This is a genomic window from Xanthomonas sp. 3058 (assembly GCF_014199765.1).
Classification (GTDB): domain Bacteria; phylum Pseudomonadota; class Gammaproteobacteria; order Xanthomonadales; family Xanthomonadaceae; genus Xanthomonas; species Xanthomonas campestris_B.
This window is the reverse complement of sequence record NZ_JACHOF010000003.1, coordinates 140,763-160,152: the sequence shown is the minus strand read 5'-3', so window position 1 is coordinate 160,152 and position 19,390 is coordinate 140,763. Positions and strand designations below refer to the sequence as shown.

Annotated in this window: 16 protein-coding genes; 5 read left to right on the top strand and 11 right to left on the bottom strand. The window is 66.4% G+C overall.

The window, feature by feature from the left end:
• The first annotated feature begins 162 nt into the window (after positions 1-162).
• Complete coding sequence (locus GGR61_RS06190) at positions 163-1,185, top strand: amidohydrolase family protein (protein ID WP_184620810.1); 1,023 nt, start codon at positions 163-165, stop codon at positions 1,183-1,185.
• Between the two features lie 635 nt (positions 1,186-1,820).
• Here the strand turns inward: GGR61_RS06190 and rpmG are convergent.
• From rpmG to GGR61_RS06175, 3 genes are all read right to left on the bottom strand, one after another.
• Positions 1,821-1,988 carry a 50S ribosomal protein L33 gene (gene rpmG, locus GGR61_RS06185; RefSeq protein ID WP_002809462.1) on the bottom strand — a complete coding sequence of 56 codons (168 nt, stop codon included), beginning with the start codon at positions 1,986-1,988 and terminating at the stop codon, positions 1,821-1,823.
• Between the two features lie 13 nt (positions 1,989-2,001).
• Positions 2,002-2,238 carry a 50S ribosomal protein L28 gene (gene rpmB, locus GGR61_RS06180; RefSeq protein ID WP_002809459.1) on the bottom strand — a complete coding sequence of 79 codons (237 nt, stop codon included), beginning with the start codon at positions 2,236-2,238 and terminating at the stop codon, positions 2,002-2,004.
• Positions 2,239-2,439: 201 nt separating this feature from the next.
• The gene (locus GGR61_RS06175; protein WP_184620809.1) at positions 2,440-5,625 is read right to left on the bottom strand and encodes a CusA/CzcA family heavy metal efflux RND transporter; all 3,186 of its coding nucleotides are present in this window, start codon (positions 5,623-5,625) and stop codon (positions 2,440-2,442) included.
• A 143-nt stretch (positions 5,626-5,768) separates the two neighbouring features.
• Here GGR61_RS06175 and GGR61_RS06170 point away from each other — a divergent pair, with 143 nt between their 5' ends.
• Positions 5,769-5,927, top strand: a complete 159-nt coding sequence (locus tag GGR61_RS06170; protein ID WP_184620964.1) for a hypothetical protein — start codon at positions 5,769-5,771, stop codon at positions 5,925-5,927.
• A 259-nt stretch (positions 5,928-6,186) separates the two neighbouring features.
• Here the strand turns inward: GGR61_RS06170 and GGR61_RS06165 are convergent, their stop codons facing one another.
• From GGR61_RS06165 to rsmG, 5 genes are all read right to left on the bottom strand, one after another.
• Positions 6,187-7,449, bottom strand: a complete 1,263-nt coding sequence (locus GGR61_RS06165; protein ID WP_184620808.1) for an efflux RND transporter periplasmic adaptor subunit — start codon at positions 7,447-7,449, stop codon at positions 6,187-6,189.
• 209 nt (positions 7,450-7,658) lie between these two features.
• Positions 7,659-8,930: a TolC family protein gene (locus GGR61_RS06160; RefSeq protein ID WP_184620807.1), complete on the bottom strand. Its 1,272-nt coding sequence runs from the start codon at positions 8,928-8,930 to the stop codon at positions 7,659-7,661.
• Between the two features lie 55 nt (positions 8,931-8,985).
• Positions 8,986-9,369 (bottom strand): hypothetical protein, encoded by a 384-nt coding sequence (locus GGR61_RS06155; RefSeq protein WP_184406514.1) that lies wholly within the window; start codon positions 9,367-9,369, stop codon positions 8,986-8,988.
• An 800-nt stretch (positions 9,370-10,169) separates the two neighbouring features.
• Complete coding sequence (locus tag GGR61_RS06150) at positions 10,170-11,996, bottom strand: DUF885 family protein (RefSeq protein ID WP_184620806.1); 1,827 nt, start codon at positions 11,994-11,996, stop codon at positions 10,170-10,172.
• A gap of 400 nt (positions 11,997-12,396) precedes the next feature.
• On the bottom strand, positions 12,397-13,038 hold the full coding sequence (gene rsmG / locus GGR61_RS06145) for a 16S rRNA (guanine(527)-N(7))-methyltransferase RsmG (RefSeq protein WP_184620805.1): 642 nt from the start codon (positions 13,036-13,038) through the stop codon (positions 12,397-12,399).
• Between the two features lie 301 nt (positions 13,039-13,339).
• Between rsmG and GGR61_RS06140 the strand changes: the two genes are divergently transcribed.
• Positions 13,340-14,968 carry an alkaline phosphatase D family protein gene (locus tag GGR61_RS06140; RefSeq protein ID WP_184620804.1) on the top strand — a complete coding sequence of 543 codons (1,629 nt, stop codon included), beginning with the start codon at positions 13,340-13,342 and terminating at the stop codon, positions 14,966-14,968.
• A gap of 272 nt (positions 14,969-15,240) precedes the next feature.
• The gene (locus GGR61_RS06135; RefSeq protein WP_184620803.1) at positions 15,241-16,812 is read left to right on the top strand and encodes an alkaline phosphatase D family protein; all 1,572 of its coding nucleotides are present in this window, start codon (positions 15,241-15,243) and stop codon (positions 16,810-16,812) included.
• A 270-nt stretch (positions 16,813-17,082) separates the two neighbouring features.
• On the opposite strand, the gene GGR61_RS06130 is transcribed toward GGR61_RS06135, so the two are convergent.
• A complete protein-coding gene (locus tag GGR61_RS06130; protein ID WP_184620802.1) occupies positions 17,083-17,679 on the bottom strand; it encodes a 4'-phosphopantetheinyl transferase superfamily protein in 597 nt (198 codons plus the stop codon).
• Positions 17,680-17,805: 126 nt separating this feature from the next.
• On the opposite strand from GGR61_RS06130, the gene GGR61_RS06125 reads away from it, so the two are divergent.
• Positions 17,806-18,057: a GlsB/YeaQ/YmgE family stress response membrane protein gene (locus GGR61_RS06125; RefSeq protein WP_101364965.1), complete on the top strand. Its 252-nt coding sequence runs from the start codon at positions 17,806-17,808 to the stop codon at positions 18,055-18,057.
• A 53-nt stretch (positions 18,058-18,110) separates the two neighbouring features.
• Here GGR61_RS06125 and GGR61_RS06120 read toward each other — a convergent pair whose 3' ends face one another.
• Complete coding sequence (locus tag GGR61_RS06120; protein ID WP_184620801.1) at positions 18,111-18,548, bottom strand: GFA family protein; 438 nt, start codon at positions 18,546-18,548, stop codon at positions 18,111-18,113.
• On the bottom strand, positions 18,545-19,324 hold the full coding sequence (gene xth / locus GGR61_RS06115; protein WP_184620800.1) for an exodeoxyribonuclease III: 780 nt from the start codon (positions 19,322-19,324) through the stop codon (positions 18,545-18,547). The genes GGR61_RS06120 and xth overlap by 4 nt, the downstream gene beginning before the upstream one ends.
• Positions 19,325-19,390: the final 66 nt, after the last annotated feature.

Here is a 19,390-nt window from a genome sequence, read left to right as displayed (position 1 = left end):
AACACGTTTCGCAGATGCGGTCATGGATGACGATGGCGCACGCACTCAGCGACCGCATGCGGCTGGCGGCCGCACATGCCCAGCGGCAGCCACTGTTACGCGCGGCATGCCTTCACCCGACTGTATCTGCAGATTTCGATTCGCACCTCAACGAGCATCGCCATGATCATCGATTGCCACGGCCACTACACCACCGCACCCGCTGCACACGATGCGTTTCGCAAGGCGCAGATTGCGCATTACAACGACGCAAGCCTGGCAGCGCCGGTGTATCCGCACATCTCCGACGACCAGCTGCGCGAAAGCGTCGAGCAGCATCAATTGCGCCTGCTGCGCGAGCGCGGTGCGGACATGACGATCTTTTCGCCGCGTGCCAGCACCATGGCGCACCACATCGGCGACGAAGCGGTGAGCCAGGTGTGGACGCGGCATTGCAACGACCTCATCGGCCGCGTGGTGCAGCTGTATCCGCAGACCTTTATCGGTGTGTGCCAGCTACCGCAGTCGCCCGGCGTGTCTATCGCACACTCGGTCGAGGAGCTGGAACGCTGCGTCACCGAGCTCGGGTTTGTCGGCTGCAACCTCAATCCCGATCCGTCCGGCGGCCACTGGACCGGCCTGCCACTGACCGACCGCGCCTGGTACCCGTTCTTCGAAAAAATGGTCGAGCTGGATGTGCCGGCCATGGTGCACGTGTCGGGCAGTTGCAACGCCAATTTCCACGCCACCGGCGCGCACTACCTCAACGCCGACACCACCGCGTTCATGCAATTTCTGGAAGGCGATCTGTTCGCCGACTTTCCGGAGTTGCGCTTCATCATCCCGCATGGCGGTGGCGCCGTTCCGTATCACTGGGGCCGCTTCCGCGGCCTGGCCGACATGCTCGGCAAGCCGCCGCTGTCCACGCACGTGATGCGCAACGTGTTCTTCGATACCTGCGTGTATCACCAGCCCGGGATCGACCTGCTGTTTGAGGTCATCGACATCGACAACATCCTGTTCGGCTCGGAAATGGTCGGCGCAGTGCGCGGCATCGACCCGCAGACGGGGCACCATTTCGACGACACCAAGCGCTATATCGACGCATTGGCGATCTCCGATGCAGACAAGCGCAAGGTGTTCGAAGGCAACGCGCGCCGCGTCTATCCACGCCTGGACGCGCAATTGCGCGCACGTGGGATGTAGCGGTGCTGCCTTCTCCCACCGGGAGAGGGTTCCCGCAGGGGCGAATGAGGGGCGCCCCAGAGAGGTGTCGCCACCTGCGCTGTCAAACGCGTCGCCACGCGCCTTCAGAAGTGAAACAGCGACTGCTTCGCCTCGAACTGCCAGCTATGGAAGGTGTGTTCAATCGTAAGAACGAGGTCTCGCTGCCTTCTCCCACCGGGAGAAGGTGCCCCGCAGGGGCGGATGAGGGGCGCCTCAGAGAGGTGTCGCCGCCTGCGCTGTCAAACGCGTCGCCACGCGCCTTCAGAAGTGAAACAGCGACTGCTTCGCCTCGAACTGCCAGCTACGGAAGGTGTGTTCAATCGGAAGAACGAGGTCTTGCTGCCTTCTCCCACCGGGAGAAGGTGCCCCGCAGGGGCGGATGAGGGGACGTGCAAAGTCTCTGGTACTCAAACTACCGCGAGTGGCTTTGCCCCGTACCCTCACCCCTACCCCTCTCCCGCAGGAAGAGAGGGTGCAGTTCGCCGAAGCGTATTGGCCCAGGAAGTTTGCGGATCACAACCTTGGTTGCGATAAAACCCGCAACACACCCCACAAACGCAAACACCCGCCTTTCGGCGGGTGTTTGCTTGGATGCAGATCGCGTAATCGGTGGATTACTTGATCTTGCCTTCCTTGTACATCACGTGCTTACGCACGACGGGGTCGTACTTCATCATTTCCATCTTCCCCGGAGTGTTTTTCTTGTTCTTATCCGTGGTGTAGAAGTGGCCGGTAGCGGCCGAGGAAATCATACGAATCTTGTCACGCTTGCCTTTTGCCATGACTGCTTACTCCTCAGACCTTTTCGCCGCGCGCACGCAGCTCTTTCAGAACGGCATCAATCCCGTTCTTGTCGATGGTGCGCAATGCATGCGCGGAAACACGGAGCTTCACCCAGCGGTTTTCGCTGGCGACCCAGAAACGGCGCTCGTGCAGGTTGGGCAGGAAGCGACGACGGGTTCTGTTGTTTGCGTGGGAGACGTTGTTACCCGTCTGCACACGCTTGCCGGACACTTGGCATACGCGGGACATTACGCACCTCGATAAATGAATTGCCACCCATAGCCTGGGGAGCGGCGGCCCCGACAGCGCTAGGCTGCCACGCAACGTTGGGAATCAAGAACTTACGCTGGAACCGGCCGGCAACCCCATCGCGCTGGGTGCCGCCATCCGGAGCGATCCGGGCACAGCGAGCCGCGCATTATGCATGGCTTTCCCATATGCCGCAAGCACTTAGCCCGCACGGCCACGCCCTGCCCGCTCGCGGTGCAGCCAGCGATACAGCACCGGCAGCACCAGCAAGGTGAGCAAGGTGGACGAGACGATGCCGCCAATCACCACCGTGGCCAGCGGCCGCTGCACTTCGGCACCGGCACCGACGTTGAAGGCCATCGGCACAAAGCCCAGTGCCGCCACCAGCGCCGTCATCAGCACCGGACGCAGACGGCTCAGCGCGCCCTCGCGCAGCGCCTGCTCCAGCGGCATGCCCCCTGCGCGCAGACTGCGCACGAAGGCGATCATCACCAGCCCGTTGAGCACCGCCACGCCCGACAACGCGATGAACCCTACGCCGGCGGAGATCGACAAGGCCAGGCCACGTAGCGCCAGTGCCACCACGCCGCCGGTCAGTGCCAGCGGCACGCCGCTGAACACCACCAGTGCATCGCGCCACGAGCCGAACGACCAGTACAGCAGCGCGAAGATCAGCAATAGCGTGCCCGGCACCACCCAGGCCAGGCGCTGGCCGGCGGAGATCAGTTGCTCGAAGGTGCCGCCGTAGCCGATCCAGTAGCCGGTGGGCAGCACCACCTCGGCCTGCACGCGCTGCTGCACCTCGGCGACGAATCCGCCCAGGTCGCGATCGCGCACGTTGGCGGTGATCACGATGCGGCGCTTGCCGTCTTCGCGATTGATCTGGTTGGGCCCGAGCACGCTTTCGATCTTCGCCACCTCGCGCAACGGCACCGTGGTCGGCGCGCCGCTGCGCCAGCCAGCTGTGCGGCTGGACTCATCCGCATCGACGCGCTCGCCATCGCCGCGCAGCGGAATCGGCAGATCGGCCAATGCGGTCGGGTCCTGACGCAAGCCTTCCGGCAGCCGCACCACGATGTCGAAGCGGCGGTCGCCTTCGAACAACTGCCCGGCGGCCTGCCCGCCGACGGCCGCCGACACGGTGTCCTGCACCACGCCGGGATTGAGCCCGTAACCGGCCAGCGCAGCGCGATCGGGCAGCACCGCCAGCATCGGCAGGCCGGTGGACTGTTCCAGACTCACGTCGGCCGCACCCGGCACCGTGCTGGCGATCTCCTCTACGCGTCTGCCCACTTGCACCAGGGTGTCCAGATCGTCGCCGTAGACCTTGATCGCCACATCCGCACGTACGCCGGAAATCAGCTCGTTCATGCGCATCTGGATCGGCTGGGTGAACTCGTAGTTGTTGCCGGGCAATTGCTTCACCGCAGCCTCGATCTCGGCCACCAGCTGCGCCTTGGGCTTGCGCGGATCCGGCCATCGCTCGCGCGGATGCATGATCAGGAACGTGTCGGCCACCGACGGCGGCATTGGATCGGTGGCCACTTCGGCGGTGCCGAGCTTACCGAACACACGCGCCACTTCCGGAAACTGCTTGATGCGTTTTTCCAGCGTGGATTGCATGGTGATGGCCTGTTCCAGACTGGTGCCGGGGATGCGCAAGGCATGCAGCGCGATATCGCCTTCGTCCAGGTTCGGAATGAACTCGCTGCCCAGCCGGGTCGCCAGTATCGCGCACAGCACCACTGCCACAACCGCGCCAATACCGACCAAACGGCCGTGCCGCAGCGCGCGATCCAGCATGGGCGCATACACGCGCCGCGCCCAACGCATCGCACGGTTCTCGTGCTCGGCGACCTTGCCACCGAGCAACAACGCGATCGCCGCCGGTACGAAGGTCAGCGACAACAACATCGCACCGGTCAGCGCCAGCACTACGGTGATCGCCATCGGATGGAACATCTTGCCTTCGATGCCGGTGAGCGCGAACACCGGCAGATACACCGCAGTGATGATGCCCAGGCCGAACAGGCTGGGACGGATCACCTCTGCCGTGGCTTCGGCAGTGAGTTCGAAGCGCTCATCGCGTTCGAGTACTCGCCCCAGGCGCAATTGCGCTTCGCCGAAGCGGCGCAAACAGTTCTCCACGATAATCACCGCACCATCGACGATCAGCCCGAAATCCAGCGCACCCAGGCTCATCAGGTTGCCCGACACGCCACCGCGCACCATACCGGTGAGGGTGAACAACATCGCCAACGGAATCACCGCCGCAGTGATCAAGGCCGCGCGCACATTGCCCAGCAGCAGGAACAGCACCACGATCACCAGCAGCGCGCCTTCGATCAGGTTCTTGGCGACGGTGACGATGGTGCGATCCACCAGCGCAGTGCGGTCGTACACCGGCACCGCCTGCACGCCGGCCGGCAAGCTGGCGTTGGCCAGTTCCAGGCGCTGCGCTGCGGCCTGCGCCACGGTGCGGCTATTGGCGCCAACCAGCATGAACACCGTGCCGAGCACCACTTCGGTGCCGTCCTGCGTGGCCGCACCGGTGCGCAGCTCACGGCCCTCGCCGACCTGCGCCACATCGCGCACCCGGATCGGTACACCCTCGCGCCGATCCAGCACGATCGCGCCGATCTGCGCGATGCCATCCACCTGCCCCGGCACGCGCACAAGAAACTGCTGCCCGTTGCGTTCGATATACCCCGCACCGATGTTGCGGTTATTGGCTTCCACCGCATGGGCCACATCGTCGAGCGTGAAGCCCAGCGCGACCAGGCGCGCCGGATCCGGGGTGATATGGATTTGCCGCGCATAGCCGCCGATGGTGTTGACCTCGGTCACGCCGGGCACATTGCGCAGCTGTGGCCGCACCACCCAATCCTGCAAGGTGCGCAGATCGGTCGCCGTCCACGCACTGCCATCGGGCTTGCGTGCATTCGGCTTGGCTTCCACCGTGTACATGAAGATCTCGCCCAGGCCGGTGGCAATCGGCCCCAGTTGCGGCTCAAGCTCGGCCGGCAACTGCGACTTGACCTGCTGCAAACGCTCGGCCACCTGCTGCCGCGCGAAGTACAGATCGGTGCCGTCGGCGAAGACAGCAGTCACCTGCGACAGCCCATAGCGCGACAACGAGCGCGTGGACTCCAGGCCCGGCAGCCCCGCCAACACCGTCTCCAGCGGGAACGTCACCCGCTGCTCGGACTCCAACGGCGAATACCCCGGTGCGGCGGTATTGACCTGCACCTGCACATTGGTGATATCCGGCGTCGCGTCGATCGGCAGCCGCGAAAAACTCCACGCCCCGATCGCAATCAACACCCCCGTCAACGCAAGCATCAACCAGCGTTGCACGATCGCAAAACGGACGATGTTGGTCAGCATGACAGGCCCCTCCGTGCAGACCTGGCACCGCACTGCGCCGGGCGCCACCCTCGTGGTGCCACCGACCGACAGCGCCGCCTCCCTATCGCGGTGCGACGCAGCACGCCAAACAAACACCCATCCGCATACCAGCACCAAGGCTGTTGCTGTTGCTGTTGCTGTTGCTGTTGCTGTTGCTGTTGCTGTTGCTTTTGCTGGTGCTGGTGCTGGTGCTGTTTGCTTTCGGGGCCCCATACCGCAGCGGCGAGGCCGGCAGATACAACCCGCAGGGCGGCGCGCATGGATGCGCGACGTTTTTGTAAGGGACATGGATGTCCCTTACAAAAATTTCTGCCGGACTTGCGGACCCGCAGTGCCGCAGGCGCGGAGGGCGCGAGGACAGGGTGTGCTTTCTTTTGGTTACTTTTCTTTGCACAAGCAAAGAAAAGTAACTCGCGCCCGACAGGGCGTGAAAGCCTTCGCCCTAGCCTGAAAGGGCGCGAAAGCCTTGGATCTGGCATGCATCCCCGTCTCCGACACACGCTCCCACTCGAAAACGCAATGACCTCTACCCCAACGCGATCAATGATCATGCGAGGCTCCCGACTTCTCGATGTCGGCCTTGACCAGATAGCTCTGCTCCACCACCACCGCATCCCCCACCGCCACACCCGACACCACCTCCACCTGCTGCGCATCGCGCGCGCCCAGCGTCACCGGCCGCACCTCGTACACATCGCCCACCCGCACGAACACCACCTCCCAGTCGCGGAATCGTTGCAACGCCCCTACCGGCACCACCATCGCTGCCGGCTGCTGCGCCACCGTCACCCGCGCCTTCACCGCCGACCCCGGCCGCCAAAGTCCATCGCTGTTGCGCAATACCGCGCGCGCCACCGTGCTCTGACTCGCCGTGGCCGTGCCGGGCAACACGCGTTCCAAGGTGGTCTGCGCCGCCACGCCATCGCTGATGCGCGTCACCGTCACCGGTGCGCCCGCGGTGATGTGCCCGGCATCGGCGCCGAAGATGTGCAGGTCCACCCACAAGGTCGACAGATCGGCGATCTCGAACAGCGTCTGCCCTTCGCCCGCGTTGCTGCCCAGGCTGGCGGTGCGGGCCAGCACGGTGCCGCTGATCGGCGCACTGACCGAGTACGTGGTCAGGCTCAGATTGCTCTCCACCGTGGCCAAGACCTGACCGGCACGCACCTGGTCGCCGACGTTGACGCGCAAGCTGCGCACCGGCCCGGGAAAGCGCGCGGTGGCCTGCGCCTGCGCACCTTCTGCCGGCGTCAGCAGGCCTTGCACTTCGTGCTGGTCGGCAATGCTGCCGGCACCCACTGGCGCGACCCGAATCCCGGCATCCTGCGCGATCTTCGCCGCGATGGTGGTGCGTCCTTCATAGCTGGGATAGGCCCAGCGATGCGACTTGCCCTGCACCGTCGCGCGGACCTCCACGTCGAACGAATGCGGCTCGCCCACCGTGCTGTCGGCCAGCAGGCTGCCGTCGTCGCGCGCGCGCAAGCGATGCACTTCGTTGACGCCGCCAAGCCGGGTCAAACGCACTTCGACACTGCCCGCGCTCGGCGGCAAGGGCTTGCCGTCGCGATACAGCCAGGCTTGATAGGTCGGTGGCGTGCCGTCTTCGGCAATCGCCAGTTCCACGCTGTCGCCATCCTGGCTGAGCAGGCGCCCGCCGTGCGTGCCTTTTTCGGCCTCTTCGCCATGTGCGCCGGCGTCGCCCTCGGCGCCAGGCGTTGCGTGGTCATGCGATTCCTCGCCGTTGCGGCCGCAGCCGCTCAGCAGCAGCGCCAGCAACAGCGGCGCGATCAGTAAACGTGTCATCGAAGGGAATCCTGGTTGGCGCCGACGCGAAGCGTCGGGCGAACGAACGAAGGAGGTATGCGCCGGATGCTTTAGATGCGCAGTAGGCGCGAGCCCCGCCTGGCGACTACTGGATGTGGACGTGTTTGCGAGCGCAGATACCGATACCGGCGCAGCGGATCCGGGCGGACGCGGGCAGGCAGGGCGAAAACGCGCAGCGGACGTAGCACTCATGGCCCCACCTGCGCAGCGCTGTCGACCACAAACGGCTGGCCGGTCAGGCGCTGGATCTCGATCAGTGCGGTCTGCGCTTCCAGCGCCGCCGCCAGCTGCTGCTGGCGTGCATCGCTGCGCTGCGCCTGCAGCTGCGCCCAATCCAGATAACTGGTCGCACCGGCGCGGTAGGCGCGTTCGGCGGCCGCATCGGCACGCGCCAGTGCGGGCAACACGTCGCTGCGCATGCGCGCCACTTCCAGCTGTGCGGCGCGATAGCGGCCGTGCGCATCGGCCAGCGTGGTGTAGAGCACCAGCGCCTGCGATTGCCGCTCGATGTCCAGCAACGAAAGCTCCGCTTCGGCAGCGTGGATTTCCGGTTGCGCGCGTGCGGCGCTGCCCAGGGCCAGCGAGACGCTGCCGAGCAACGCAGTGGCGTCGTTGCCCTCGAGCCGGCGCACGCCCACCTGCCAATCCAGGTCCGGGCGCGCCTGGCTGCGTGCCAGCCGCAGCCGCGCCTCGCGCACGCGCTGCTCGCCATTCAAGCGCGCCAGTTCGGGGGTGGCATCGAGCAGCTGCGCCAGCACCTCGAATTCGGGAATCGCCGGCAGTTGCAGCGGGTCGCCGGTGACATCGCCGAAGTCCGGCGTGCGCTGCCCCCACAGCACCGCCAGCTGGCGGCGTGCGGCCAGCAGCTCCTGCTGTGCGCGGTCGCGCTCCAGTTCCGCGCACGCCTGCAAGGCTTGCGCGGTAAGCACGACCGACTCGGGCGAGGCGCCGGCCTGCAGTCGCTGGCGCGCGGCACTGACGGTGCGCTGGCGCTGGGCCAGGGTTTCCAGTGCCACCGCATGCCGTTGCGCGGCCATGCCGATGGCCAGATAGCGCCGCGCCACCTCGGCCAGCACGTCCAGGCGCGCCAGCGCGCGTTGCGGTGCCAGTGCGTCGATGCGTGCCTGGGCCAGGGTGCGGCGTGCGTCCAGTTTGCCGCCGCGTTCCAGCACCCCGGCCAGGGTGACGGTGAGTTCGGCCTGGTCCAGCGCGCGGGTCGGGCCGCTGCCGAACACATTTTCCAGTTCGGCACCGATGCGCAACGGCGGACGCAGCGCGTTGCGCTCGGCATCGGCGGCAAGGACCGCGCGTTGGCCATCGGCCAGGCGCAGGTCGGGATGCTGCCGGGCGACGCGCGCAATGGCGTCGTCCAGGGTCAGCACGGGTTTGGGCGGTACGTCCTGCGCCATGGCGCACGGCACGACCGCGAAGACGGCAAGCGCCGTCAGTCGCAACCACATGAGGGTGTCTCCGGAATCGGGATCGATGGACAGGCCGGCAGCTGCCGGCGATGCATCAGGCCGCGATCGGGGGACGCAATCCGGTCTCGCTCAGGTGCGAGCGGTAGGCGATCGGTAGCGTGGCTGGCTGCGCCTGCGCGCAGGCAGGCAGCGGCCCCCAGGCCAGCGCCGACAGCATCGCCGGGCTATGCCCATGGCAATAGCCGCTGTGCATCAGCGCATGCAGCAAACCGGCGCCGTCACGCTCGCCGGCATCGCGCTCGTCCGCGCCGTCGTGACCGTGTGGCGCGGTGTCTTCCAGATGCGCCTGGTCGTGGGCGAGCGCGTGCACATCGCCCAGGGCACAGGCCACCGGTGCGACCAGTACGCCCATGACCAGCACCGCCAACGCCATCAGGCGCAGCAACGGGTGCAACAGGCGGGCGCGGCGAAGCAACATGGGCGCAGCGTATCGGGGCCGGGGTGGTTACACAATCGCATGCACGGCGTAGCGTCGTTCACAGATGATCCCTCCGCACTGCCCTCGCTCCATGACACCCGAAACTTCGAGTCCGCAGCGTCGTTCAGATGCAATCAACTACTTGGGGCAAAAGCACTAGTCGGTCGAGGGCGCGGTGCCCTCGCCGCTTGCGGGACACGCCGTGAATCCATCCCTGGAGGCTCGGTGGCGGCATCCATGCCGCCACACGGTCCCACAAGCGGCGAGGACACCGCACCAGAGAGTTAGTCGGTGGCTTTTTAAAGCCATGCACACAGACCAACTCGACTGGTCCTTGCCCGCTCAGCGTCGCGGGACCTTACGCGGCATGGATGACGCGTAAGAGCTTACAGGGACGTACTTGCAGCGTGTCCCGCGATGGTGGGCGGGCAAGGGCCCTGCAGCAAACGCAAAGAACTCAAGTGCGCGATGCTCTCGCAGCTCGCGGGACACGCCGTGAACCCCTCCCTGGGGGCTCGGTGACGGCATCCATGCCGCCACACGGTCCCGCAATCGGTGAGGACACCGCGCCAGACAGTTGTAGGTTGCCTTGTTCAAAAGCATGAACACCGACCATACCGACTGGTCCTTGCCCGCCCACCGTCGCGGGCTCTTACGCGGCATGGATGCCGCGTAAGAGCCCACACGGACGTACTTGCGGCGTGTCGCGCGATGGTGGGCGGGGCAAGGAGCACGCAGCCAAACCAAAGACCAGCCGCTCCAAAGGTGGCTCTGTCAGCCGCTCCAAATGCCCCACGGCATCACGGCGCCGCGTTGCGCACCGGCTTGGCGTCGGCCGGGCGCGCCTTGCTGTCGGCGATAAACGCGCGCACCTGCTGCTCCAGCACCGGCAAGGTCACCGAGCCCTGCTTGAGCACCGCGTCGTGGAAGGCCTTGATGTCGAAGCGCTCGCCCAGCTCCTGTTCGGCCTCGGCACGCAGCTTGACGATGGTGATCTCCCCCAGTTTGTAGCTCAGCGCCTGGCCCGGCCAGGAAATGTAGCGATCCACCTCGGTGGTGACCTCGTGCTCGCTCAGCGCGGTGCGGTCGCGCAGGTAGGCCAGCGCTTGCTCGCGGCTCCAGCCGTCGTGGTGCACGCCGGTGTCGATCACCAGCCGGCAGGCACGCCACATTTCGTAGGTGAGCCGGCCGAACTCTTCGTACGGGGTCTCGTAGATGCCCATTTCCTGGCCGAGCTTTTCGGTGTACAGCGCCCAGCCTTCGCCATAGGCGGAGATGTAGTTTTCGCGGCGGAACGCCGGTTGGTCGCCCTGCTCCAGCGCCAGCGAGCCCTGCAGCGAATGCCCGGGCGAAGACTCGTGCAAGGTCAGCGCCGGCAGGTTGTACAACGGCCGCGATGGCAGGTTGTAGGTGTTGACCCAGTACGTGGTGGCGCCACCGCGTCCGGCGGTCCAGAACGGGGCGATATCGTCCGGCACCGGCTTGATGGTGAAGCGCCCGCGCGGCAGCGTGCCGATGAACTTGCCGACCTGCCCGTCCACCCGCTTGGAGATCCACGCGGCGCGATCGAGCAATTCCTGCGGGGTCTTGGCGTAGAACTGCGGGTCGGTGCGCAGGAAGCTCAGGAACTGCGCGAAGCTGCCCTTGAAGCCGACCTGCCGGATGATCGCGTCCATCTGCGCCTGGATGCGCGCCACCTCGTCCAGGCCAATCTTGTGGATCTGCTCCGGGGTCAGCTCCAGCGTGGTGTATTCGCGGATCTGCTGGCGATAGAACGCCTTGCCGTCGGGCAGCGCTTCGGCCGCAAGCGTGGTGCGCGCCTTGGGCATGTACTCGTTGCGGAAGAAGCCCAGCAGCTTGGTGTAGGCCGGCAACACCGCAGTGCTCAGCGCGGCCTTGGCCTGTGCGCGCAGTTGCGCCTGTTCGGCGGCCGGGATCTGCGCCGGCAGCTGCTTGAACGGTGCGTAGAAGCTGGACTCGGTGGGGTCTTTGACCTCGGCCACGGTGGCGATGGAAACGTCGCGGCCAGCCAGCACCGCACGCGGCACGCTGAAACCGCGCGCCAGGCCGGCACGCATGTTGGCGGTCTGCTGGTCGAAGTAGCGCGGCACGTCGTTCAAGCGCGCGATATAGGCGCGATACTCGGCGGCGGTTCTCATCGGCCGCTGCGCCATGAAGCCCAGGTTGGACCAGAACGAGCTGTCCGAATTGAACGGCATTTCGTACAGGCGCAGGCGCACTTCGGCGGCGAGGTTCTCCACCTGCGGGCGGTAGATCGCGTAGTTGACCTGGTTGGCAGGCGACAGCTGTTTCGGGTCGACGCCGTCGAGCTGCTTGAGCACGCCATCCCATACCGCCAGCCGCGCCTGCTGCGCCGCCGGGCCGACATCGGGCAGATGGGTGTTGTCGCCGGTGGTGTCGCTGTCTTCGTCGGCCTGGCCGGTCTCGGCCTGGCGCCAGCTCCATTCCTTTTCGTAGATGGCGCGAAAGCGTGCATCGGCCGGGCGTTCGGCGGTCAGCGTGGCTGGCGGCGTAGCCGGTCCAGGTGCGGCGGCCTGCGCCGAGGTGGCGACGAAGCTGGCGCCCAGCAGGGCGAGCGAGAGTGCGGCGGCGAGGGGAGATGTCACGTGCGGGCTGCCTGCGATCGGATCGAACGCACAATCATGGCAGCGTGCGCGGCGGATGCCATGGGCCGGAAGTCCCAGCAGGGATTGGGGATTGGAGGTAGGAGGTAGGCGCCTTCGAAGGTCGCAACCTCTCTTGCCAAGCGGACCGGCGCCGCCCCGGGGCATTACACCGCCATGTGATCTGCCCCCTCTCCCGCCTGCGGGAGAGGCTTGGGGTGAGGGTACCGCCTGTCGCGCTGCCCCCATCCGCCCTGCGGGCACCTTCCTCCGCGGGCGGGGGAAGGAATCTGCGCCGCGCGGCCTTTCCCTCAATGCACGCGACCGGCGCCCACCGACACGGCAACACACAGACGTCGATCAAACCCTGCGGCAGTTCACTGGGCGACAGGCAAGCCGCAGCTCACCCCGCCTTGCGCACCACCACCAGATGCCGTTCGCCATCCAGGCCCGGCACCTGCAGCGGATGCACCTCGGCCACCGTCCAGCCGGCCGGCAATGCGGCGATCTCTTCGTGGGGATACACGCCCTTCATCGCCAACAGAGTGCCGCCTGGACGCAACAGGTGACCACCGACGGCGATGATGCCGGCCAGCGTGTCCAGCGCACGCGCGGTGAGATGGTCGTAGGCGGCCGGTTCGTCCAGCGCTTCGGCGCGCGACTCGGCCACGCGTGCGTTACCCAGCGCCAGGTGACGCAGTGCCTCGCGCAGGAAGCGCGCCTTCTTGCCGTTGCTTTCCACCAGGGTCACCTGCAGCTGCGGACGGGTGATCGCCAGCGGGATGCCGGGCAGGCCGGGGCCGGTGCCCAGATCGGCGAGCGTGCCACTGGCGATGTACGGCTGCATGGCCAGCGAATCGAGCAGATGGCGGGTCACCATCTCGCGCGGGTCGCGCACGGCGGTGAGGTTGTAGGTCTTGTTCCAACGCACCAGCAGCGTCAAATAGCGCAACAACGGCGCGGCGAAGTCCGCATCCAGGGATTGGGCCTGCAGGCCATGCGCCAGTGCGGCGGCTACGTCGGGGGGAAGTGCGGCATCGTTCATGGCGCGATTATCGCAGTTGGTGTGCCGTGCAGGCGCACGCACGTGTATGGCGCATGCGGCGCTCCGGACCGACCACACCCACCGTTGGTGGCGTTGCCTGATCGTTTGATCGTTTGGCTGCCCGATTGTCCGATTGCCCGTCGGCAAGCATCACCGACCGCTGCGACAGCTGCCGCCTCACCACCGTAGCGTCTTTCGAAGATCGCGCCATCTGCGTCGCCAGCGACACTACTGCCACTGCCATCGAACGGACATCCGCCCGTCGCATTATGGTCGCGTCCGCTAGATTGCCTTTGTGCCCATGTCCTTGATCGACTCGTCTTCCGTATCGCCGCTGCCCGGCCCCGACAACGCAACAACCTTGGTGGATCACGGCCGCCGCCGCATTTTGCTCGCCGGTACGGGCCTGGCAGCGGCCGGGCTGCTCAGCCCGTTCGCACGTGCCAGCGGCAGCCCGGACCCGTTCACGCTGGGCGTGGCCGCTGGCGACCCGCTGCCCGACGGCTTTGTCATCTGGACCCGGCTGGCGCCGCGCCCGCTGGACCCGGATGGACGCGGTGGGCTGACCGCACCGGTGCGTGTGCGCTGGCAGGTGGCCAGCGACCCGGGCATGCGCAGCATCGTGCGCCAGGGCGAAACCAGCGCCAGCCCGGCCTGGGGCCATGCGGTGCATGTGGAGGTCGCCGGCCTGGCCGCCGATCGTCCGTACTGGTACTGCTTCCAGGCGCTGGGCGCGCGTAGCGCCATCGGCAGCGCGCGCACCTTGCCGGCAGCGCATCACATACCGGATGCCGCGCGGCTGGGCTTTGTGTCGTGCTCGCACTGGGAACTGGGCTATTTCAGCGCTTACCGCCACCTGGCCGCAGAGCAGCCGGACCTGGTGTTTTTCCTCGGCGATTACATCTACGAATACAGCAACCATGGCGAGGCGGCGAACAAGATCGTGCGCCCGCACGGCAGCGGCGAATGCCTGGACCTGGCCGGCTATCGCAACCGCTATGCGCTGTATCGCACTGATCCCGACCTGCAGGCGCTGCACGCCGGCAGCGCCTGCGTGGCGACCTGGGACGACCACGAGGTGCAGAACGACTACGCCAACCGCTGGTCGCAGGATCCGTCGATTCCGGTCGACACCTTCCTGGCCCGCCGCGCAGCCGCGTATCGCGCGTTTTACGAGCACTTCCCGCTGCGCGCGCGCAATCGGCCGCATGGCGCCGACATGCGCATCTACCGCGCGCTAGACTACGGCCAGCTGGCGCGTTTCTACGTGCTCGATGGCCGCCAGTACCGCAGCGAGCAACCCTGCCCGCAGGCCAACGGCTGGCGCGGCGGCCACGTGGTGGACGACAGTTGCCGCGAACGCACCGACCCGCGCCGCACCATGCTCGGCTGGGAACAGGAGCGCTGGCTGCATGGCGCCTTCGCGCAATCCCCGGCGCGCTGGAACGTGATCGCGCAGGATCTATTGGTGGCACCGATGAACCAGCACGGCCGCGACGGCGTGCTCGGGCAGTGGACCGACGGCTGGGACGGCTACCCGGCCACGCGTACGCGCATGCTCGATGCGATCGCCAAGACCCGGCTACGCAACCCGGTGTTCTGGGGCGGCGACATCCACTCGTACTGGGTCACCGACCTCAAGGCCGATCCGGCCGACCCGGCTTCGCCGACGCTGGCCACCGAATTCGTCGGCAGCTCGATCACCTCCGACGGCCAGAGCAACGCCGAGCTGCAACAGACCATGGCGCTCAATCCGCACGTGCACTACGCCGAAGGCGAAACCCGCGGCTATGTCTCGGTGACGCTGACGCCGGGCCGGATGGAAACGCGCCTGCAAGGCATCTCCGACCGCCGCGACCGTGATGCAACCGTCTCGACGTTGAAACGCTTCGTGGTCGAAGACGGCAAGGCCGGGGCGGTGGAGGCATAAGACGCGTGCGCCGGGCTGAGGCGGTCAGCAGCAACTGCAGGCGCCGACCCATCCGCCACACCGCGCCCGGGTAACTCCCACGCTGGTCGCAGCATGCGTGAAGCGTCCTTCCCCCGCCATTGCCACGCACCTGATTCATCCTATGTGCCGCGCACTGCGGCGACTGCTGCCTTGCAACCCGCGATCCACTGCGCCACGCAGCGCAATGGACACCTGCCGGTAAGACAGCGGCGCTATACCTGGACATCGCCGCCAGCTCGTCGAGGATGCCCATGACCGTCTCCGATCCCGCCCGCCGCCGCGTGTTGCAAGGTCTGGGCGCCGGACTGTTGCTGCCGGCCACCGCCGGTTGGTCCACACGCAGTCTGGCCGCGCCGTCCGGGCGGCCGCTCATCACCGACGGCGTGCAGAGCGGCGATGTACTGGATGGCCGGGCGATGCTGTGGAGCCGCTGCGATCGGCCGGCGCGGCTGCGGGTGGAGTGGGATACGCGCCCGAGCCTGCGCCAGGCGCGTCGCGTGGACGGGCCGATGGCGGTGCCGGCGCACGACTTCACTGCGCGGGTGGACCTGACTGCATTGCCGCGCGATCAGGACATCTTCTATCGGGTGCGCTTTGAAGATGCCGACAGCGGCGTGTTGAGCGCGCCGGTGCTTGGGCATCTGCGCAGCGCCCCGCACGCGCGTGGTGATGTGCGCTTTGTCTGGAGCGGCGACACCGTCGGGCAGGGCTTCGGCATCAATCCGGACATCGGCGGCATGCGCATCTACAGCGCGATGCGCGCGCGCAACCCGCACTTCTTCCTGCACAGCGGCGACACCATCTACGCCGATGGCCCGGTGCCGGCCGAACTGATCGTCGAAGAAGGCAAACGCTGGCGCAACCTCACCACGGCCGCAAAAAGCAAAGTGGCCGAAACGCTGGACGAATTTCGCGGCAATTACCGCTACAACCTGCTCGACGACCACCTGCGCCGGTTCAACGCCGACGTCGCGCAGATCTGGCAATGGGACGACCACGAAACCACCAACAACTGGTCGCCGGGCAAGCAACTGGACGAACGCTATCGGGTGCGCGATATCGACGTGCTGGCCCGGCGTGCACGCCAGGCGTTTCTGGAATACGCACCGATGCGCGGCGTACGCGCCGATGGCGACGGGCGCATCTACCGCAAGATCGGCTACGGCCCGCTGCTGGATGTGTTCGTGCTGGACATGCGCAGTTATCGGGGCGCCAACAGCGACAACCTGCAGCCGCAGCCAGGTGCGGACACTGCATTTCTCGGCACGCAGCAATTGGCGTGGCTGCAACGCGAACTGGCCGGCTCACGCGCGCAGTGGAAGGTGATCGCCGCCGACATGCCGATCGGCCTGCAGGTACCCGATGGACAGGACGCCGCAGGCCACGCGCGTTGGGAGGCGATCGCCAATGGCGATCCGGGCGTGCCACGTGGCCGCGAGCAGGAAATCGCCACGTTGCTGCGCTTCATCAGCACCGCGCGCATCCGCAACACGGTGTGGCTGACCGCCGATGTGCACTATTGCGCTGCCCATTACTACCACCCGGATCGCGCGATGTTTCAGCAGTTCGAGCCGTTCTGGGAATTCGTCGCCGGCCCGCTCAATGCCGGCAGCTTCGGCCCGAATGCGCTGGATGCCACCTTCGGCCCGCGCGTGGTGTTCCAGAAAGCGCCGCCAGCGCAGAACACCTCGCCGTTGGCCGGGTTCCAGTTCTTCGGCGAAGTGGAGATCGACGGCGGCAGCGGCGTGCTGACCGTGACCTTGCGCGATCTGGACGGCGTGGCCCAGTTCCGCCAGCCACTGCTGCCGCATGCAACGGCATAGCGAAAACGCGAACCGCCATCGCAAGCGCACACCCCGGCTGCATGCCGTTGTGCGCGCATGGCTGTCGTGGCCTCTGGCATCGCCACGTCAAGGCATGCACCACGCCTGCACCGGTGACGAACGCAGCATTGCCTGGCCGCTTCTGGAGTGGCTCCCAACACGAAGCGACGTGCAGCCAGGTCGGAGGGCAAAGAAACGCAGTCCGCGCGGTACAGGCAGATCCCGGGCAGCGACCGCACTGGCGACCAATGCAGTCTTCGCCTGCGGCCCTCAGCCGACTGCCAGCGGATAAAACGCCAATGCCGCGCGGCAATCCGGTGCGGCCCACCATTCGTGCACCTGCCAGAGCGCAGCCTGGCCTAGCTCCGGGTCGCACCATTGCAAGTGCAATGCACCGTCGGGCCCGACGGCATAGGCCAGCCGATGCAAGCCAAACGACAGGCCGTGGCCGTACGCCTTGAGCAAGGCTTCCTTGGCGCACCACAGGCGGAAGAACACCGCCTGCTGTGCGTCCGGCTCCAGCGTGGCGAGCAACGCGATTTCATCGGCGTGGAAAAAGCGCTGCGCGATCTCCAGCAGGCGCGGGCGGGCGCGAATCCGCTCCAGATCCACCCCCAGCCGCACGCCTTCGCCAAGCCCGACCAGCAGATAGTCGCCGCTGTGGCTCCAGCCGGCGTCGTGCTGCGGCAAGGCCGGCTGCAGGGAGGGTCGCCCGCGCGCATCGCGCTGCACAGGCAGCTGTTCCGGCGCGATGCCCAACGCGGGGCCGAGCAGTTGCCGCGCCTGCGGTTCGCCGCGCTCGCCATGCCGATGCGGGCGCAGCCACAACTGCACCGGGCCGATCCGCCAGCTCGTGTGCGCTGTCACGCCGCCTGCACCAAGCCGAACCATCGCCAGCGTGCCGAACCGCACGCGACGGCTGCTTCACGCCGGCCTGCGTTGAATGGCGCCCATGCACCACTCCCGGTGCACTGACATGAGGAGATCGACAACATGGGCATCATCATCTGGTTGATCGTCGGCGGCATCGTGGGTTGGCTTGCCAGCATCATCATGCGTCGCGACGCACAGCAAGGCATCATCCTCAATATCGTGGTCGGCATCGTCGGCGCGCTGATCGCGGGCTTCCTGTTCGGCGGCGGCATCAACCAGGCCATCACGTTGTGGACCTTCGTGTGGTCGCTGGTGGGTGCGGTGATCCTGCTGGCAATCGTCAATCTGTTCACGCGTGGTCGCTTGCGCTGATCCAAGCGCACGGCGGGTCACACAACGCCCGGGCTTGCCCGGGCGTTGTCGTTTCAGCCATCGGCCGGAATCCGGTCGGCCGGATGGTGGACACCGTCTTCCACCGGCACGGCGATGTTCAACGCATACGGATTGACGCCATCCAGGCAACCGACGTTATAGCCGTATTCGTTGGGGTTGGACCGGCGTCGGTGATGGGTATAGATACCGCACACGCTGCAGAAATAATGTGCGGCGGCATGCGTATTGAACTGATACAGCTGCAGCACGTCTTCGCCCTGCAGCACATGCAGGCCATCGAGCGCGACCGAGGCAACGATGGCACCGCGTCGGCGGCACATCGAGCAATCGCAGCGGCGTGGATCGAGCAGGCCGTGCGGCAGCTCCAGATCGATCTGCACCGCGCCGCAGTGACAACTCAACCGATGCACAAGCCCGAGCGTCACCTCGCCTATCTTGTGCGTGCTACGCCGCAGATGCCGCTCGCTCATGCACTCGCCTCTGCCAAACGCACCCATGCCGGCGCATGATCGCTGGGACGCTCCCAGGTACGCGGCTCGCGATCGATACCCGCTTCCACTGCACGGCCGCGCAAGGCCTCCGACACCAGGGTCAGGTCGATGCGCAGGCCCAGATTGCGCCGGAACCCGGCCTGGCGATAATCCCACCAGCTGAACTGCTCGGCAGCGTCGTGATGCAGGCGGAACGCATCGTGCAGACCCAGCGCCAGCAGTTTTTCCAATGCCGCGCGCTCTGCGGTGGAGGTAAGGATATGGTGCTCGTTCCATACCGTGGCGTCGTGCACATCGCGCGCGTCCGGGGCGATGTTGAAATCACCCAGCACCACCAGCTGCGGATACCGCTGCAGTTCCTGCGCCAGCCAGTCGTGCACCGCAGCGAGCCAACGTAGCTTGTAGGCGTACTTGTCGGTACCGACGTCCTGGCCATTGACCACGTACAGATTGACGATGCGCACCCCATCGACGGTGGCCGCGATCACGCGCTGCTGCACGTCGTCGAAACCGGGGATGCCCATCTGCACGTCCAGCGCGGGCGAACGCGACAGGATCGCCACGCCGTTGTAGGTCTTCTGCCCGCAGAACACGCTGCGATAGCCCAGCGCGGCCAGCGCCGCATCGGGAAACTTGTGGTCTTCCAGCTTGGTTTCCTGGATGCCGACCACGTCCGGCATGAACGCCGCCAGCCACTGTTGCAGATGCGGCAGGCGCACGTTGAGCGAATTGACGTTCCAGGAGGCAATTTTCATGGCGCGGACCGTGGTTCAAACCGCCAATGGTAACGCGCCACCCCAGGCACGGCGCGGCAATCCTGT

What these genes read in the sequence shown, in the direction of transcription:
- GGR61_RS06190 (WP_184620810.1), top strand. Translation starts at nt 163, where the DNA reads ATGATCATCGATTGCCACGGCCACTACACCACCGCACCCGCTGCACAC.
- rpmG (WP_002809462.1), bottom strand. Translation starts at nt 1,988, where the DNA reads ATGGCAAAAGGCAAGCGTGACAAGATTCGTATGATTTCCTCGGCCGCT.
- rpmB (WP_002809459.1), bottom strand. Translation starts at nt 2,238, where the DNA reads ATGTCCCGCGTATGCCAAGTGTCCGGCAAGCGTGTGCAGACGGGTAAC.
- GGR61_RS06175 (WP_184620809.1), bottom strand. Translation starts at nt 5,625, where the DNA reads ATGCTGACCAACATCGTCCGTTTTGCGATCGTGCAACGCTGGTTGATG.
- GGR61_RS06165 (WP_184620808.1), bottom strand. Translation starts at nt 7,449, where the DNA reads ATGACACGTTTACTGATCGCGCCGCTGTTGCTGGCGCTGCTGCTGAGC.
- GGR61_RS06160 (WP_184620807.1), bottom strand. Translation starts at nt 8,930, where the DNA reads ATGTGGTTGCGACTGACGGCGCTTGCCGTCTTCGCGGTCGTGCCGTGC.
- GGR61_RS06155 (WP_184406514.1), bottom strand. Translation starts at nt 9,369, where the DNA reads ATGTTGCTTCGCCGCGCCCGCCTGTTGCACCCGTTGCTGCGCCTGATG.
- rsmG (WP_184620805.1), bottom strand. Translation starts at nt 13,038, where the DNA reads ATGAACGATGCCGCACTTCCCCCCGACGTAGCCGCCGCACTGGCGCAT.
- GGR61_RS06140 (WP_184620804.1), top strand. Translation starts at nt 13,340, where the DNA reads ATGTCCTTGATCGACTCGTCTTCCGTATCGCCGCTGCCCGGCCCCGAC.
- GGR61_RS06135 (WP_184620803.1), top strand. Translation starts at nt 15,241, where the DNA reads ATGACCGTCTCCGATCCCGCCCGCCGCCGCGTGTTGCAAGGTCTGGGC.
- GGR61_RS06125 (WP_101364965.1), top strand. Translation starts at nt 17,806, where the DNA reads ATGGGCATCATCATCTGGTTGATCGTCGGCGGCATCGTGGGTTGGCTT.
- GGR61_RS06120 (WP_184620801.1), bottom strand. Translation starts at nt 18,548, where the DNA reads ATGAGCGAGCGGCATCTGCGGCGTAGCACGCACAAGATAGGCGAGGTG.
- xth (WP_184620800.1), bottom strand. Translation starts at nt 19,324, where the DNA reads ATGAAAATTGCCTCCTGGAACGTCAATTCGCTCAACGTGCGCCTGCCG.